Here is a 14,756-nt window from a genome sequence, read left to right on the forward strand (position 1 = left end):
ATGATTTATCTAATCGACAAGCTTTGCCATACTTCATCGGCTATCGCTTTACCTTCATCTGTAACAGCCTTTCCAGATTTAACTAATATTTTAGTCTTAATTCCAGCAGCTTGCGCAGCTTGAAGGTCTGATATTTTATCACCCACCATAATGCTTTGGCTAACATCTATATCAAACCGTTTAATAGCTTGATTTAGCATGCCCGGCATAGGTTTTCTGCAATCACATTCTTTTAAGTACTCAGGCAAAGCCTTTTTAGGATGGTGTGGACAAAAATAAACCTCTGTAATCGGTATTTGGTGTTTGTTAAATTCAGACTTCATCCAATCTGTTAGTACATTAAAGTCTTGTTCTGTATAGTAGCCTCGACCAATACCTGACTGATTTGTCACAACTATGATCATAAAGCCTTGTTTTATAAACTGCTGACACGCATCAAAAACACCATCAATAAATTCAAAATCTTCAATTTTAGATACATAGGCATGGTCATGATTAATCACCCCATCCCTATCCAAAAATACTGCTTTATTCATTATGCAGACTCCAGGATGTCTTTTTCACTTACAATGCGATCAAACATTTCTACAACATCTTTTATTTGAATTTGAGACATCAAATCCTTACCTTTACAACGCTTGCCCCAAGGTAGTTGTGCTGCTGTTTTACCAAACTGTGCTTTTAAGTTTTTATGATAAACTTCAACAGCATAGCCTTGGTAGTTATAAGGACCTGTGCGCTTAGGGTTTGAGTGCGCATATAAACCTATCACTGGCGTATTCACAGTAACAGCCATATGTGCAGGGCCAGTATCTGGTGCCAGCACTAAATCAGCTTGCTTTAAAATGCATAACAATTGTTTTAAGTTGGTTTTGCCGACTAAATTTAATATGCCAAAATCACAATGACTTTGAATATCACTCGCAAGCGCTTTTTCCATATCAACAGGGCTACCCGTTAATACAACTTTAAAACCTTTTTTATACGCATGTTGTGCCAAAGCTGCGTATCGTTCAGGCAACCAGTTTCTTTCTTTTTTACTGGCAGCAGCTGATATCACAAATATTTTTTTATTTGGCGTATCAAAATCGCCTAATGTTTTATTAGCGAAAGCTAAATCATTCTCACTATATGGCATTTGCCAACTCGGTTCATAATGCGGCACGCCAATCGCTTTAGTAAAGCCTTGAAAACCCTCTAAAACATGAGGCTCCGATTGTGCAGCAATGCGTTTATTGGTAAAAATAGAATGGCCCTCTTTACATCGAGACCAATCAAAACCCATTTTTACTTTTGCAGGAATATAAGCCGCTGCGATATTAGCTCTTAGTGCCACTTGCATATGTAATAAAACATCAAACTTTTTGCCTTTAAATTCAGATTTCAGCTTTTTATAAGCGACTTTACCTTGTTTTTTATCAAAAATAACAAATTTAATACCAGGTAAATCAGCTAATAACATCGCTTCGACTTTACCTAAAACCCAAGTAATTTGTGCTTTTGGATTATGTCGCTGAATTGCTTGAACAGCCGAAACTGCATGACATACATCGCCAATAGCAGATAACCTAAGAATACATATATCTTGATACTGATTGGTTTGAACCACAATTCACCTTTAAATTAAGAGCACAGCAAAAATACGAATGCTAAGATTTTAAATGACTTAATGCAACAAACCAAGTTTCCATCTACCTACAACAGCGGTAAACTAGTAATATCTTGCATTGCATATCCTTTTAAATGAATACTCAAATACAAAAAAACAACAATCAGTATTTACTCAGCTGGCAATTTAACACAAGTGATTTATCAAATGACTGGTTCAGATCTGAGTACTGGCGTGAACAAGATAAAATTTATGCGCAAAAAAAAGGACGAGCAAGTGTTTGGTTTTTTAACCACCACAATATTAAAGGTGTATTACGCCATTATTGGCGTGGGGGTTTAATTGGCAAGCTTTTACAAGATCAGTATTTCTATTTAGGTTTAGAAAAAACGCGTGTTTTTCAAGAGTTTGAATTGTTAACTCAACTTAAACAAAAAGGTTTAAATGTGCCAGAACCTATTGCAGCTCAAGTTACCAAAAGCGGATTAATTTACCGTGGTGATATTATTACTTCAGCAATAAGTGGTGCGCAAAGTGTACTTGATATATTAAAACAACGAGAGCTAACAAAACACGAAAACACACAGGTTGCACAGTGCATTGCTACATTTCATCAATCAGGTGTATATCATGCAGATCTGAATATCAATAATATTTTATTTGATGATCAAGGAGAGGTTTTTTTAATTGATTTTGATAGAGGTGAATTAAGAGAGCCTAAACTGAACTGGCAGAAAAGTAATATCTCACGATTACAACGATCTTTTGAAAAAGAAAAAAATAGAAATTCTGATTTTTATTGGCAAGATAAAGATTGGATGGAATTACACAAAATATATAAAAAATGCATGGCTTAATTTTGTTAAATTATACCATGCACCTTTTACCACTCAGCTTTAAATAGTTATTAAATTAAAACTGCTGAATTTTTTTAATCACATTTGAAGTTGAGCAGCCATTTAAAAATTCAAGCACTTCAACTTTACCGCCATTAGCTAAAACAAAGTCTGCACCCGCTATTTGCTCAACGGTATAATCGCCTCCTTTGATCAAAATATCAGGTTTAACCTGCTCTATAAGCTTAGCGGGTGTATCGTTATTTTCTAATTTACCAAACGGGATCACCCAATCAACAGAGCCAAGTGCTGAAATCACCATAGCACGTTCTTCTAATGGGTTAATCGGACGCTCAGGGCCTTTTAATCTAGCAATTGATTCATCATTATTTAAACCCACTACTAAACGGTCGCCTTTCGCTTTAGCTTGCGCTAAATAACGCACATGACCCGCATGTAAAATATCAAAACAACCATTTGTGAAAACAATCGTTTCACCATTTTGACGTGCAAATTCAATATGCTGTAAAACATCATCAAATGGCGCTTGGTAATGCTCGCCAGTTTCTACTAGATACTGACTTAACTTATGGCCTAACTCTTCAGGAGAAACAGTGCCAGCACCTAATTTACCCACAACAATTCCCGCAGCTAAATTAGCAACTTCAACTGAATTTTTTGCGGGCATACCTGCAGCTAGCATCACTGATAAAGTTGCGATTACTGTATCGCCTGCACCTGTTACATCTGATACTTCCAGAACTTGTGCAGCAAAGTCATGTTTTTCATCTTTTGTAATTAAAGACATGCCCTGCTCTGAACGTGTCAGTAGCATAGCGCCAATTTTTGCAGACTTAATAATTTCACGGGCAGAATCAGCAATAATCTCTTCTGAACCAACTTGACCACCCGCAGCTGAATATTCAGTCAAGTTAGGTGTAATATAATCAGCACCTGCATATTGGCTTAAATCTTTCGATTTAGGGTCAACTAAAACAGTTTTATTAGCAGTTTTCGCAACCGATATCATTTCTTTGATTAAGCTTAAAGAGCCTTTGTTATAATCTGAAAATACTACGAAATCATATTCATTGATTATATTTTTTAATTTATCTAATAATAACTGGCTATGCTTTTGCGTGAAGTTTTCTTCTAAATCAAGTCTAACAACTTGTTGGTGACGACTGATAATACGCATTTTAGCAATTGTTGGGTGATCTTTTTGAACTACTAATTGTGACGCTATATTTTCATCAGTTAATAAACTATTTAAAGTACGACCATACTCATCATCACCAATAATACCTAATAAACTCACTTGACCATCTAAATGCGCAATATTTTTAGCTACGTTTGCAGCACCACCGGCTTTATCTTCCAGTTTATTTACCTTTACTACAGGTACTGGCGCTTCAGGAGAAATACGCCCAGTATCGCCATACCAGTATCGGTCAACCATCACATCACCAACAACTAATACTTTAGCTTGTGATAAGTTCTTTAAAAAAGATAAATCCATTAAGCTTTACTCTCTGTTATTTCGTCACAAATTAAATCAAGTGCTTCACATAACCAGTGACCAATAAACATATGTGCTTCTTGAATACGAGCTGTTTCATCATTTTCAATAATAATAGGTAATTTTGCGATGTTTTTAACTTCGCCACCATCACGGCCAGTTAAGGCAACTGTAAATGCACCAATTTCATTAGCAGCACTGAGTGCTAAGTTTATATTGTTACTAGTACCTGATGTTGTCAGGCCTATCACTAAATCATCACTTCTACATAAACCTAAAATTTGACGTTCAAATACAGAGTCAAAATGATAATCATTAGAGTGTGCTGTTAAAATAGAAGTATCAGTTGTCAAAGCGATTGAGGCCAAAGGCGCGCGTTCTTTTTTATAACGCACCATAAACTCTGCTGCTAAATGTTGTGAATCTGCTGCACTACCACCATTACCGAACCAAATGACCTTACCGCCATTTGTTAGTGTTTTTTTACATTGTGCTAAAAGCGCTAATGCTTGCTCTTGATAAGCCTCCATAGTCTCGAATGCTTTACGATGTCGTTCTAAGCTTTTTAAATAGCTATTCGAAACACAATTTTGAGAGCTCATAGGAGTATCCTTTATTTTTTCATAATGAAACCATTATATTTGATGCTTATTATCCATAATTTTCAATTATATTTCGAGTAACTAGCAATAATTAATTGAAAAGGAGATAAAAACCAACTCAAACTAGGATTTTTTTCCCTATCAATGATATCTTTACACTTTAAATTAAACTTTGAATTACAAAGGTTACAGTTCACTTGTCCCAGCTCATTTCCAAAGCACAAATAAAGCAAGCTAAACGCATTTTATATATGACACATTTAGCAATCGGGGACTTTGTATATCAGGGCGCTTTTTTAAAGGCATTTAAAGAACAAAATCCACATATTGAACTAGATATTTGGATTGATGATAGTAGGGAAAAACCTAAACCTTGGCACGTTGATAGAAATAAAACTTTGTGCCAATGGCTAAATGATGAAAGTTACATCAATCAAATTTACCCAATCGTTAAAACACAAAATGAACGTAATGAGTTTATAAAAAAAGCACAAGTACAAAATTATGACGTGATATTTTTTATAGCAACTACACGGTCAGAAAGTTATGCAAAAATTGCCAGAAAAATTTCAAAAGCAGCGACTATAACAGGCATTAAAAGTGCACCATTTAAAAGTCCATTTAAAAGTTGGTGGCATTTTAGAGCGCTTGATAGTTTTTATTTTGAAGATTCCAAACAACACAAAAATCACAACCATATTACTGATCTTTACCAAACTCGTTTTCAAAAATTGATAGGCTTAGACGTTGCTGAAAGTAAAAGAGCATTAGAGATAATACCTGAAAAGAAATACTTACTTTCAGCCCAATATGCCCTGAGTGAGCTTAAAAGTGCATATGATTTAGTAAATACACAAACTATTTTCATCAATCACTTATCAACTACCTATAAGCGTGACTATCAATGGGCTCAAGTAAAAGAGTTACTTGTTCAATTATCTGCCTTAAATAATAAATTAAGTTTTATAATCAATAGCTCACCTGCACAACTTGAAAATATTGACAAGCTCATAAATGATGATATTCAACTAAATAAACTGCCAATTAAAACATTTAGCGCAATAGGCCATTTTTATGAATTACCAGCAATGATCAAATCCTGTGATTTTGTGATTTCAGTTGAAACAGCCATTATGCACTTAGCATCAAGTGTCGGTACCCCTCAAATAGCATTAATACGAGAATCGGCTCGTCACTGGCGTCCTTTAGGTAAAGGTACTGTTTTATTTGGTAAGGGCAGAGTAGATATGATCAATCCTGATCAAATATTAGAAGCTTATAAAACCTTAACCCAACAAGATAAACTCGTTGAGCCAAGTATTTAAATTAAATTACTACCAAAAATAAGAAACTGATAAGTAGCTGTATTTTTCATCATACACATCTTTTCCATAAGTAAGCTGAGTCTCTACTCTTTTACCTTGCCAATCACGGCTATTTAACACTTGAATTTCCATGCCTTTAACATACTTGTCAACATCTTCACTTTCATTATCAATGACAACAAATTTTGTTTGCCACAATGATTGTGTATCAGAAAAATAATCAATACTTAGTGCGTGAACTTGAGCAGGAACACCATCACCATTATCTCTTTGATCAGCAGCAAAGTGACCATATACATTGCCATTATTTGTATTACCAAGTTTATACAAATGATTGGTATACCATTTGGTTTTCCAATCATTAAATTCATAACGTAATGCTATATTATTTGTCAATTTTGGTAAATGAACACCTACAGAATATACTTGATTACCAAAACTATAATTACTGCCACCTTGTGTATCTTCGCCGCCATATTCAAAATAAAGCTCAACAGGCATGCCCCAGTTAAAAGCAAATAAACTTGTGACAGAGGCTAATTGGTCGCCAAGTTCATCATCTTTACCTAAGTCTTCACTATTATTATCATTGCTAGCGGGATCAAAATAAGCCTTCATCACATCACTAAAGCTAACTTCTCTGGGTCCTCCACCAAATTGCATCAAACGGTTAAAACCTAATTTCCAACCATCCATTGGCTCTATACTGATATGCGTACCCGCTAACCTTGGACGACCATCATGCCACTCATTTTGGTAAAGAATGCCCTGTTCTACTTTTTCTAATTGTGAGTAATACAATTCGAAATCGAAATTCCACCAATTTTTTAATGGCTCAGCAAAGCTTAACGAGATAGAAGGTGATGATTCCGCATTGGTTGAAATTAACTGTGATGACATTTTAAATGGAGAAAACCAATGTTCTTTATAACCCATATCTAACTGTAAGTTATCTCCTGCAATACTGAAAAAAGTATTGTAGTTAACTAACTCAGAGCTATTAATCCGATAATCAAGTCCTACTTGCAATAAAGTTGATTCACTTGGGCGCCAAATACCTTCAAAAAAGCCTTGTCCCCACTCATCAGAAGTTAGCCCTCTTTGATTGGCAACAGACATTTCTTTATCATTGCTTAAAGTAAATTTAACACCTGTACGACTAATATCATCACTACCGCGGTATCGCTTTAATTTAATACGTACTGAGTCATACAATCTATTATCAATTCTTTTTAACTGCCTTAAAGCAATATCAATTTCACGTAATGCATAAGGCTTACTCATAGGTGATCCTGTCGTTAATGCAAACATACGATCTATTTGTTGCTCTAATTGCGCATCCATAGCAATAGGTAAGTATGCCGTTGGTTTTGCTTGAGTACCAAAAGCACATAAAGCAAAAACTAAAGATGATAAGGTTTTTAATTTCATAGTATTGATTAATTTTTAGTAAATAAAATTGGCGAGTAAATAGTAACAGATCTTAAAAAGCCTTAATACAAAGCTGCTGTGTAAAAATGTAAGTAAAAGTGGTTTTGATATATACCCATTCACGCTAAAATAAACTTTCACTTACAGCCTTTAATTTAAGATCTCATTTATGGCACGTTTTTGTTACTCTGTAACCTTATATTTTTTAAGCCCGCTTATTATACTTCACTTATGGCTCAGAGGTAAAAAAGCACCCGCTTACCGTAAACGCTGGCATGAAAGATTGGGTTTTGTTAAATCACACAATATAAAAAAAAATGCAATTGTTTTTCATTGCGCTTCTGTTGGTGAAGTTGTTGCTGCCACACCTTTAATAAAAAAACTACAATTAACGCACCCGACTAACCCAATTGTGATTACCTGCAATACACCAACAGGCACGGAGCAAATTAAACGCAGTTTTTTAGATACTGTTGAACATGTGTATTTACCATTAGATTTTCCTGGCGCGGTTAACCGTTTCATAAAAGCCCTGCAACCAAAAATGATTTGTATATTAGAAACTGAACTTTGGCCAAATTTAATTGCAATGAGTAAAAAAAAGAATATCCCCGTACTTTTACTTAACGCACGCTTATCTGAAAAATCTTTAATTGGTTATAAAAAGATAGCGCCATTAAGTAAATCAATTATGCAAGGTATCACACTACTAGGTGCCCATGATGAAACCGATGCATCCCGCTTCATAGAGTTAGGCTTAGATAGAGATAAAGTTGTTACTACAGGCTCTATCAAATTTGATATTACAATAAACAAAAAGACATTAGATCAAGTATCAAACATTAAACAAAAACTAAGCGATAAACAACCTATTTGGATTGCAGGTTCAACTCATCCAGGAGAGGATGAACTATTGCTAAAAACACATCAGAATTTATTAAAGTCTCATCCTGATGCGTTATTAATTTTAGTACCCAGACATCCTGAACAATTTAATACAGTAGCTACTTTAATTACAGATGCCAAATTAACATTTGAACGTAAATCATCATTATCAAATCAAAGTCGTGCTCAAGTATTACTTGGAGATACGATGGGTGAACTGGGTATTTTATATGGTGCAGCGCAATGCGCCTTCATTGGGGGGAGTTTAATAGAGCGCGGCGGACACAACCCTCTTGAGGCTTCAGCATATGGCATCCCTGTTATAACCGGACCACATATATTTAATTTTTTACATGTTTATCCAGAGCTAATTGAAGCTAAAGGGTGTTTAAAGGTTAATTCTAGTGAGCAAATACTCTCTACACTACTGCAAATATTCAATGATGAATCTTATCGCAACAATATAGGGCAGCAAGGTGCATTATTCGTTGACAAAAACCAAGGCGCGATCAAAAAAACCATTAATATTATCGCAAAAAATTTGAACTAATTACTGAGAAAATATATGCCACAAAGTAGTGACGCTACGACAGAAATGAAATCCTGGGTTGCCAATGTCATTGTTAAATACAACTTTTGTCCATTTGCACGTAAAGAAGTAGAAAACAACAGTATTCATTATCATGTATGCGATACTTTAAATATTGAAGATGCTGTATTAGAAATGATAGAGCAATGTATTCATCTTAACCAAAATCCAAATATTGAAACTACGTTATTAATACTAGAAAAAGGATTTAAAGATTTTGACGCGTTTTTAGATTTGGTTGATTTAGCCAATGCCATGTTAGTAGCACAAGGTTTTGAAGGCCAATATCAGCTTGCCAACTTTCATCCTGACTATGTATTTGCGGATTCGGATGAATCTGATGCGGCTAACTACACCAATAGAGCCCCCTTTCCCACTCTGCATATAATCAGAGAACCAAGTATGGCACAAGCATTAGAAAGCTATGATGACCCAGACTCGATACCTGAAAATAATATTCAACTAGCCCGTAGAAAAGGCATTGATTTTTGGCAACAACTATTAGAAAACTGTCATAAAAATAGATAGCTAAAATAGCTCTACTCAAATTTTAGTAGAGCTATTTCTGATTCTAATTAATATTATTCAGAATCAAGGATCATTGCACGGTATTTATTTTGCAGAGCTGCAATTTTATCGCGACCATTATCTGTACTATAGGGCTTAAATAAAAACAGTACTTTTAAAACACCAGTATAAATATCAGATAAAACCAGCTTACCTTCAGGTCTTTGTGTTTCTACATATGGCGTCCAAAAACTAACTGTTAATTTAACCATATGTGCTAAATCAATAATATCTTCATCATCTATATCAATGATATTAAAATGTTTTAATCCAGTAATGACACTTTGTGCTTGCAGCAATAACTTATCTTGTAAAGCAAGATAATTTACTTTTAATGTTTCATCTCGAGATAAAATATCAGCTAAATTATCGTAAAAGAAATGATACTGCCACATCAATTCAAAAATTGAATCTAGGTAATTAACCATTTGTGAAACAACATCTTCATTTTCATTCACAATTGGAAAATTAGTTTCTAAATGTTCGCGATATAATGCAAAAATATGCTGTAATATATCTTCTTTATTTTTAAAGTGATAATACAAATTACCTGGGCTGATCCCCAATTCTGCAGCAATATGATTAGTACTAATTGCACGTTCACCATGTTCATTAAACAAAGCGATACTTGTTTGTATTATTTTATTCTTAGTACTCATTCAGCTTTCCAGACATCCATTTATAACAAAAGTATATAACAAAACAGGTGTTCCTTTAAAGGCTGATATTCATGATAATTACTGATAAACTAGCAAACAATTAACAATTTACTCAGCTTAAAGAGTTTATTAGATATTTTCATAAGGTTATTTAAAGCGACATGAAAGTTAAAGCTATCTACCCAGGCACCTTTGATCCAATTACCAATGGGCATACTGATTTGGTTGAACGCGCTGCAAAAATGTTTGATAAAGTCATTGTTGCTATCGCCTTTAATCCAAATAAAAAACCTTTTTTTGAATTGGATCATCGCGTGCAACTAACAAAAGATATTTTGTCTCACTTAGATAATGTTGAAGTTATTGGTTTTTCAGGTCTATTAGCTGACCTAGCTGTAGAGCAAGATGCAAATATTTTAGTGCGAGGGTTACGTGCAGTATCTGACTTTGAATATGAATTTCAGCTAGCAAATATGAATCGCAGATTAAACCCAGATCTTGAAAGTGTATTTTTAACACCCTCTGAAGAAAACTCATTTATTTCATCAACACTTGTAAAAGAAGTTGCCATTCATAAAGGCGATGTTTCTCAATTTGTTCATCCTCTTGTTGCACAAGCTTTACAGGAAAAGTTACAAGGATGAAATTTACAAAGCTAAGCCTAATAATATTAGGCACTTTAGGTTTTAATCAGGCTGTTAAAGCAGAACCTTGGATTGGCACTGATGATGTATATCTTAGAAATGCGATTGAGTTATTAGTAAGCCAAGGCTTAATTAATCGACCAGTGAATACCTACCCTTTAATGTGGCAAGGTATCGCTCAAGATATCAATAAATTAGATATCGCTGAAGTCCCTAACAATGCTTTATTTGCTTATACCCATATTCAATATGCTTTAAAATTTGCAAAAAAACAGGCGCTTTCTGGTATAAAAATAAAAATGAATAGCGAACCAAATACGCTGCAAAGCTTTGGCGAACGTTACCAAGAAGAGTCTGCTATTCAAGGCTATAGCATTTTAATGGGTGATAAAGTTACCACAAAAGTAAGCGTACAATATGCTACTGATGCCAATAACAATAAAAAGTTAAGTTACGATGATAGCTACTTAGCTGTATTAATGGGTAACTGGAGTATCAGTGCTGAACAAGTAACTCATTGGTGGGGCCCAGCCAATGATAACGCCCTATTATTATCAAATAACGCAACGCCTATGCCTGGGATCAGAGTTTCACGATTAAATACAGATTATTATGGACCAAGTTGGTTATCATTCATTGGTCCTTGGAATATAACCACTTTAATCTCACAACAAAAACACCCTAAAACTTTAGATAAGCCCAAAACTGAAAACCATTTTTACGGTATGCGATTTAGTTCAATGCCTTTAAAAGGGTTAGAAGTAGCATTGAGTCAAACCGCACAGTTTAATGGCTCAGATATGGATGATTTATCTAATATCTTATTAGGCCATAATAAAATTGATGAACATACAGGTATAAATGAATACAACCAATTAACTTCAATTGACTTCAAATATAGCCGTGCAGCACTAGGCCAAAGCTTTGCTTTTTATGGCGAATTAGCCGGTAATAAAAAAAGTAGTCTGCTACCTGAAGATAAAATGTTTACAGCTGGTCTTGAAGCATATTTAGGTTTAAATAATAAAGTTATTAAAACTTACTTAGAATACTCAGATACAGTTTCTACTTGTACACAAAAAGACGAAATTAATAATGACTCGTCATTACATTGTAGTTATGAGCATTTAAATTTTGATACTGGGTACCAACATTACAATCAAAATATTGGTGCCAGCATTGGTATGCAAGCTAAGAGTTATACCTTAGGTATTAACGCCCATAAAACAAGTGGTACAGCGGCTTTTGCTAAGTTACGTCATATAACGTCTCAACCAACCAATGCAAAACAAGAAGAGTCTACTCGGATACAACTAGATTTAGGATATCAACAAGGTTTGTTTAATGGATTATTAAAAGTATCAGGCTCTGTATTTAAATTAGATGAAAAAGTTGCAGATAATCAAGATACTAAAACATCCTTTCAGGCAAGTTGGGAATATCGTTTTTAAAATAATCCTCAGCACACCTTAATGAAGAGCACTATCTGGAATTATTAAGTGGGTTAATTGTTAATTAGCCCACTCACATATTGTGTCTTTAAAACAATATAAGTACTCATTGTGGTTTAAGGCAAAGCTGTTTTTATGCTCCGCCTAAAAACAACTCTTCAGCATCGTCTTTTATATCTTGATAGTCATCTTCATCAAGATTCAATGCGTCCAATACTTCATCTTTAATATAGGGCCAATCAGGTGAAGCAATAAAACGTTTATTTACATGTACTAGGTTTTCTGCCATTTTTAATGCCGCAAAAGTTAACTGCTCAGCACCTTCATCAATTTGTTTTAAATAATCATGATCATGATGCCGTAAAATCATTTGGCAAATGGGTTTAGGCAAGTTCCAAGATGTAGATAAAAAATAACCGACAACCGCATGATTCGTTTTATAACTCCTCTCTTCTCGTTCAATTAAAGAAACATGATAATCACGATTCGATTCCGCTAATACATTAATATAATCATCATAATTCATCGCCATAGCTGGGATCCCAGCATCATGAAATAAACCTATCATATGTAAGTTTTCAGTTGGTACCTTACTTTTTATTTTTGTCCCTATCAGGGTTGCAGCTGTAGCGATATCTGAAGCCGTGTCCCAAAAGCGCTCTAATGAGATACAACACTTATCTTGCTTAAAAGCTTGCTTGATTAAAAAACTAGTAACCAGAGTTGTGATGCTATCGAGACCTAAAAACATCACAGCTTGTTTTATATCTGTCACCGTTCTAGCCAAGCCATATAATGGTGAATTAATCACTTTCAGCACAGCTGCTGAAGTAGCTATATCATCAGATATTATTTCAGCCACTCGATTAAGCTCTGGAGACTCTAATGCTAATTCATCTTGAAGTTGTTGTAATATTTCTGGTTTAGGCGGTAAATTAAATCCATGAGACAAATCAGAAAGTACCTGAGCATCAATATCTATCATGTAAAATAATCCTTTTTAAATTTTTCAATAACCTTCAATCACTAAAGTGATATCATGATTCAAAACACGCTGTATATTATTAATTCTTATGAATCAAACTTGTGCTGAATGCCAAGCCTCTTTAAGCTGCCAATCAGATTTAAGCGCCTCTTCATGCTGGTGCATGGAACTGCCAAATATCATATCTCTTGAAACGAATCAAATTAATACGCAGTGCTTATGTAAAGAGTGCCTCGCTAAGAAAATAAATAAACAAATACACACGCTTTACCATACTAAAAATTTAGACCAATTAATTGAAATAGCCAAGCCATATAGAAAAAAAACAAATTTAATTGAACATATTGATTACACTATAGAAAATGGCCTTTATGTATTTAGTGCTTGGCATCATTTAAAGCGAGGGAAGTGTTGTTCTAATGGATGCAGACATTGTCCTTATGACAAACAAGGCAAGATCACGCATAAATAATTTAATAAATATAATGAGAAGTGGTTAACTCCTCACGCTGACATCAATTCTATTAGTTACTTATCTTTGTTGCAGTAGTATTACTCTGAGTCTTTTTTTTCTGCTGACTGCTTTTGAACAACCCCTTCCTGAGATTCAGGTTTTTTATCTTGCTCTTTATTTTGACCGCCACATCCGCCACAACAACTCATAATAATTCCTCAATTTAAGTTTACTGTCTAAATTTAACTTCGTACTAATAATAATCCAGTGTGCTACTCATATAATTGATTTAGGTCATGTCCATTTAATAAAGAAAGATTTACTTACAATTTCCTAAGTGAGTTTCATTATTTTAATGCTTATTATTCCCTAAATTTAAGTGTATTAATTTTAGGGAATAAAATGAAAAAAACTAAACTATTATTAGCCATCGCAGCATTTTCAGTGAGCACATCTTTTTTTGCTAAAGCAGAACTATCTCCAGTACAAAAGCATGTTCAACTTGCGATGAAAATGGAGCATAGAGATGCAACCGATACTAAACGAGATCATAATAGAAATCCGATCGCAGCACTTGAGTTTTTTGGCCTAGAGCAAGATATGAAAGTCATTGAATTTGCACCAGGAAATGGCTGGTATACTAAAATTTTAGCGCCTGTTCTACAAGATAAAGGCGAACTACATTTAGCTTATCCTGAAAAATGGTTAGCGGGTTTTGATCCTTTATTAAAAAAAGAAGGGTTTAAGTCTACTCATAAATTGCCTATAAATCTTGATTGGAATAATGAAGAGAGACGATATGCTCTAGGGTCACTGAATTTTGGTATGAAAGACGCAGATATGATTTTAAATATTCGTGAATACCATAACTTTAATTTAACTGATAAGAATAAACTAAATAAAGCGGCTTTTGATTCTTTAAAACCAGGAGGGAAATATGTCATAGTCGATCATACTAGACGTCATATGGAACCTGAAACTAAAGAGCTTGGCCGTAGAGAAGATCCTGTTCAAGTTATTTTAGAAGTTCAAGCTGCAGGATTTATTTTAGAAGATTCATCTGATATGTTTTTCCGTCCAGACGATGAATTACGTTATGAAGTAGGCAGGAAAACAGTTACCGGTAATACAGATAGATTTAGTCTTGTATTTAAAAAACCAGAATAAGTAACACTATTAACTAAAAATGAAGCGCGTACA

The 14,756-nt window shown here is 34.3% G+C and carries 15 protein-coding genes; 8 read left to right on the forward strand and 7 right to left on the reverse strand.

Features of this window, described 5'->3' with window-relative positions; all coding sequences use genetic code 11:
• Positions 1–5 precede the first annotated feature (5 nt).
• Both gmhB and KO527_RS11410 read right to left on the reverse strand, forming a co-directional pair.
• Entirely contained in the window at positions 6–536 is a 531-nt protein-coding gene (gene gmhB / locus KO527_RS11405) for a D-glycero-beta-D-manno-heptose 1,7-bisphosphate 7-phosphatase (protein WP_216040418.1), read from the reverse strand.
• Positions 536–1,609 (reverse strand): glycosyltransferase family 9 protein, encoded by a 1,074-nt coding sequence (locus tag KO527_RS11410; RefSeq protein WP_216040419.1) that lies wholly within the window; start codon positions 1,607–1,609, stop codon positions 536–538. The genes gmhB and KO527_RS11410 overlap by 1 nt, the downstream gene beginning before the upstream one ends.
• Before the next feature lie 134 nt (positions 1,610–1,743).
• Between KO527_RS11410 and KO527_RS11415 the strand changes: the two genes are divergently transcribed.
• Positions 1,744–2,466, forward strand: coding sequence for a 3-deoxy-D-manno-octulosonic acid kinase (locus tag KO527_RS11415; RefSeq protein ID WP_216040420.1), 723 nt, complete (start codon positions 1,744–1,746; stop codon positions 2,464–2,466).
• 55 nt (positions 2,467–2,521) lie between these two features.
• On the opposite strand, the gene hldE is transcribed toward KO527_RS11415, so the two are convergent.
• Together hldE and KO527_RS11425 are read right to left on the reverse strand one after the other, a co-directional pair.
• Positions 2,522–3,964 (reverse strand): bifunctional D-glycero-beta-D-manno-heptose-7-phosphate kinase/D-glycero-beta-D-manno-heptose 1-phosphate adenylyltransferase HldE, encoded by a 1,443-nt coding sequence (hldE, locus tag KO527_RS11420; protein WP_216040421.1) that lies wholly within the window; start codon positions 3,962–3,964, stop codon positions 2,522–2,524.
• Positions 3,964–4,566: an SIS domain-containing protein gene (locus tag KO527_RS11425; RefSeq protein ID WP_216040422.1), complete on the reverse strand. Its 603-nt coding sequence runs from the start codon at positions 4,564–4,566 to the stop codon at positions 3,964–3,966. The genes hldE and KO527_RS11425 overlap by 1 nt, the downstream gene beginning before the upstream one ends.
• A 197-nt stretch (positions 4,567–4,763) precedes the next feature.
• Between KO527_RS11425 and KO527_RS11430 the strand changes: the two genes are divergently transcribed.
• Positions 4,764–5,891, forward strand: coding sequence for a glycosyltransferase family 9 protein (locus KO527_RS11430; protein WP_216040423.1), 1,128 nt, complete (start codon positions 4,764–4,766; stop codon positions 5,889–5,891).
• A gap of 9 nt (positions 5,892–5,900) precedes the next feature.
• Here the strand turns inward: KO527_RS11430 and KO527_RS11435 are convergent, their stop codons facing one another.
• Complete coding sequence (locus tag KO527_RS11435) at positions 5,901–7,322, reverse strand: capsule assembly Wzi family protein (protein ID WP_216040424.1); 1,422 nt, start codon at positions 7,320–7,322, stop codon at positions 5,901–5,903.
• 169 nt (positions 7,323–7,491) lie between these two features.
• Between KO527_RS11435 and waaA the strand changes: the two genes are divergently transcribed.
• Together waaA and KO527_RS11445 are read left to right on the forward strand one after the other, a co-directional pair.
• Positions 7,492–8,757 carry a lipid IV(A) 3-deoxy-D-manno-octulosonic acid transferase gene (waaA, locus tag KO527_RS11440; protein ID WP_216040425.1) on the forward strand — a complete coding sequence of 422 codons (1,266 nt, stop codon included), beginning with the start codon at positions 7,492–7,494 and terminating at the stop codon, positions 8,755–8,757.
• Between the two features lie 15 nt (positions 8,758–8,772).
• Positions 8,773–9,324, forward strand: a complete 552-nt coding sequence (locus KO527_RS11445; RefSeq protein ID WP_216040426.1) for a DUF1415 domain-containing protein — start codon at positions 8,773–8,775, stop codon at positions 9,322–9,324.
• A 53-nt stretch (positions 9,325–9,377) separates the two neighbouring features.
• Here the strand turns inward: KO527_RS11445 and KO527_RS11450 are convergent, their stop codons facing one another.
• Positions 9,378–10,022, reverse strand: coding sequence for a TetR/AcrR family transcriptional regulator (locus tag KO527_RS11450; RefSeq protein ID WP_042151720.1), 645 nt, complete (start codon positions 10,020–10,022; stop codon positions 9,378–9,380).
• 161 nt (positions 10,023–10,183) lie between these two features.
• Here KO527_RS11450 and coaD point away from each other — a divergent pair, with 161 nt between their 5' ends.
• Both coaD and KO527_RS11460 read left to right on the forward strand, forming a co-directional pair.
• A complete protein-coding gene (gene coaD, locus KO527_RS11455) occupies positions 10,184–10,666 on the forward strand; it encodes a pantetheine-phosphate adenylyltransferase (protein WP_042151717.1) in 483 nt (160 codons plus the stop codon).
• Entirely contained in the window at positions 10,663–12,117 is a 1,455-nt protein-coding gene (locus KO527_RS11460; RefSeq protein WP_216040427.1) for a capsule assembly Wzi family protein, read from the forward strand. The genes coaD and KO527_RS11460 overlap by 4 nt, the downstream gene beginning before the upstream one ends.
• 133 nt (positions 12,118–12,250) lie before the next feature.
• Here KO527_RS11460 and KO527_RS11465 read toward each other — a convergent pair whose 3' ends face one another.
• Entirely contained in the window at positions 12,251–13,102 is an 852-nt protein-coding gene (locus KO527_RS11465) for an HDOD domain-containing protein (RefSeq protein WP_216040428.1), read from the reverse strand.
• Between the two features lie 88 nt (positions 13,103–13,190).
• On the opposite strand from KO527_RS11465, the gene KO527_RS11470 reads away from it, so the two are divergent.
• Complete coding sequence (locus KO527_RS11470; RefSeq protein ID WP_216040429.1) at positions 13,191–13,574, forward strand: DUF5522 domain-containing protein; 384 nt, start codon at positions 13,191–13,193, stop codon at positions 13,572–13,574.
• A gap of 384 nt (positions 13,575–13,958) precedes the next feature.
• A complete protein-coding gene (locus KO527_RS11475; RefSeq protein ID WP_216040430.1) occupies positions 13,959–14,723 on the forward strand; it encodes a methyltransferase in 765 nt (254 codons plus the stop codon).
• Positions 14,724–14,756: the final 33 nt, after the last annotated feature.

Origin of the sequence: Pseudoalteromonas sp. C2R02 (genome assembly GCF_018860845.1) — a bacterium.
Taxonomy (GTDB): domain Bacteria; phylum Pseudomonadota; class Gammaproteobacteria; order Enterobacterales; family Alteromonadaceae; genus Pseudoalteromonas.

Coding starts and splice junctions, on each gene's coding strand:
- KO527_RS11465 (WP_216040428.1), bottom strand. CDS start 13,102: ATGATAGATATTGATGCTCAGGTACTTTCTGATTTGTCTCATGGATTT.
- KO527_RS11445 (WP_216040426.1), top strand. CDS start 8,773: ATGCCACAAAGTAGTGACGCTACGACAGAAATGAAATCCTGGGTTGCC.
- KO527_RS11415 (WP_216040420.1), top strand. CDS start 1,744: ATGAATACTCAAATACAAAAAAACAACAATCAGTATTTACTCAGCTGG.
- KO527_RS11435 (WP_216040424.1), bottom strand. CDS start 7,322: ATGAAATTAAAAACCTTATCATCTTTAGTTTTTGCTTTATGTGCTTTT.
- coaD (WP_042151717.1), top strand. CDS start 10,184: ATGAAAGTTAAAGCTATCTACCCAGGCACCTTTGATCCAATTACCAAT.
- KO527_RS11460 (WP_216040427.1), top strand. CDS start 10,663: ATGAAATTTACAAAGCTAAGCCTAATAATATTAGGCACTTTAGGTTTT.
- KO527_RS11425 (WP_216040422.1), bottom strand. CDS start 4,566: ATGAGCTCTCAAAATTGTGTTTCGAATAGCTATTTAAAAAGCTTAGAA.
- KO527_RS11470 (WP_216040429.1), top strand. CDS start 13,191: ATGAATCAAACTTGTGCTGAATGCCAAGCCTCTTTAAGCTGCCAATCA.
- waaA (WP_216040425.1), top strand. CDS start 7,492: ATGGCACGTTTTTGTTACTCTGTAACCTTATATTTTTTAAGCCCGCTT.
- KO527_RS11475 (WP_216040430.1), top strand. CDS start 13,959: ATGAAAAAAACTAAACTATTATTAGCCATCGCAGCATTTTCAGTGAGC.
- gmhB (WP_216040418.1), bottom strand. CDS start 536: ATGAATAAAGCAGTATTTTTGGATAGGGATGGGGTGATTAATCATGAC.
- hldE (WP_216040421.1), bottom strand. CDS start 3,964: ATGGATTTATCTTTTTTAAAGAACTTATCACAAGCTAAAGTATTAGTT.
- KO527_RS11450 (WP_042151720.1), bottom strand. CDS start 10,022: ATGAGTACTAAGAATAAAATAATACAAACAAGTATCGCTTTGTTTAAT.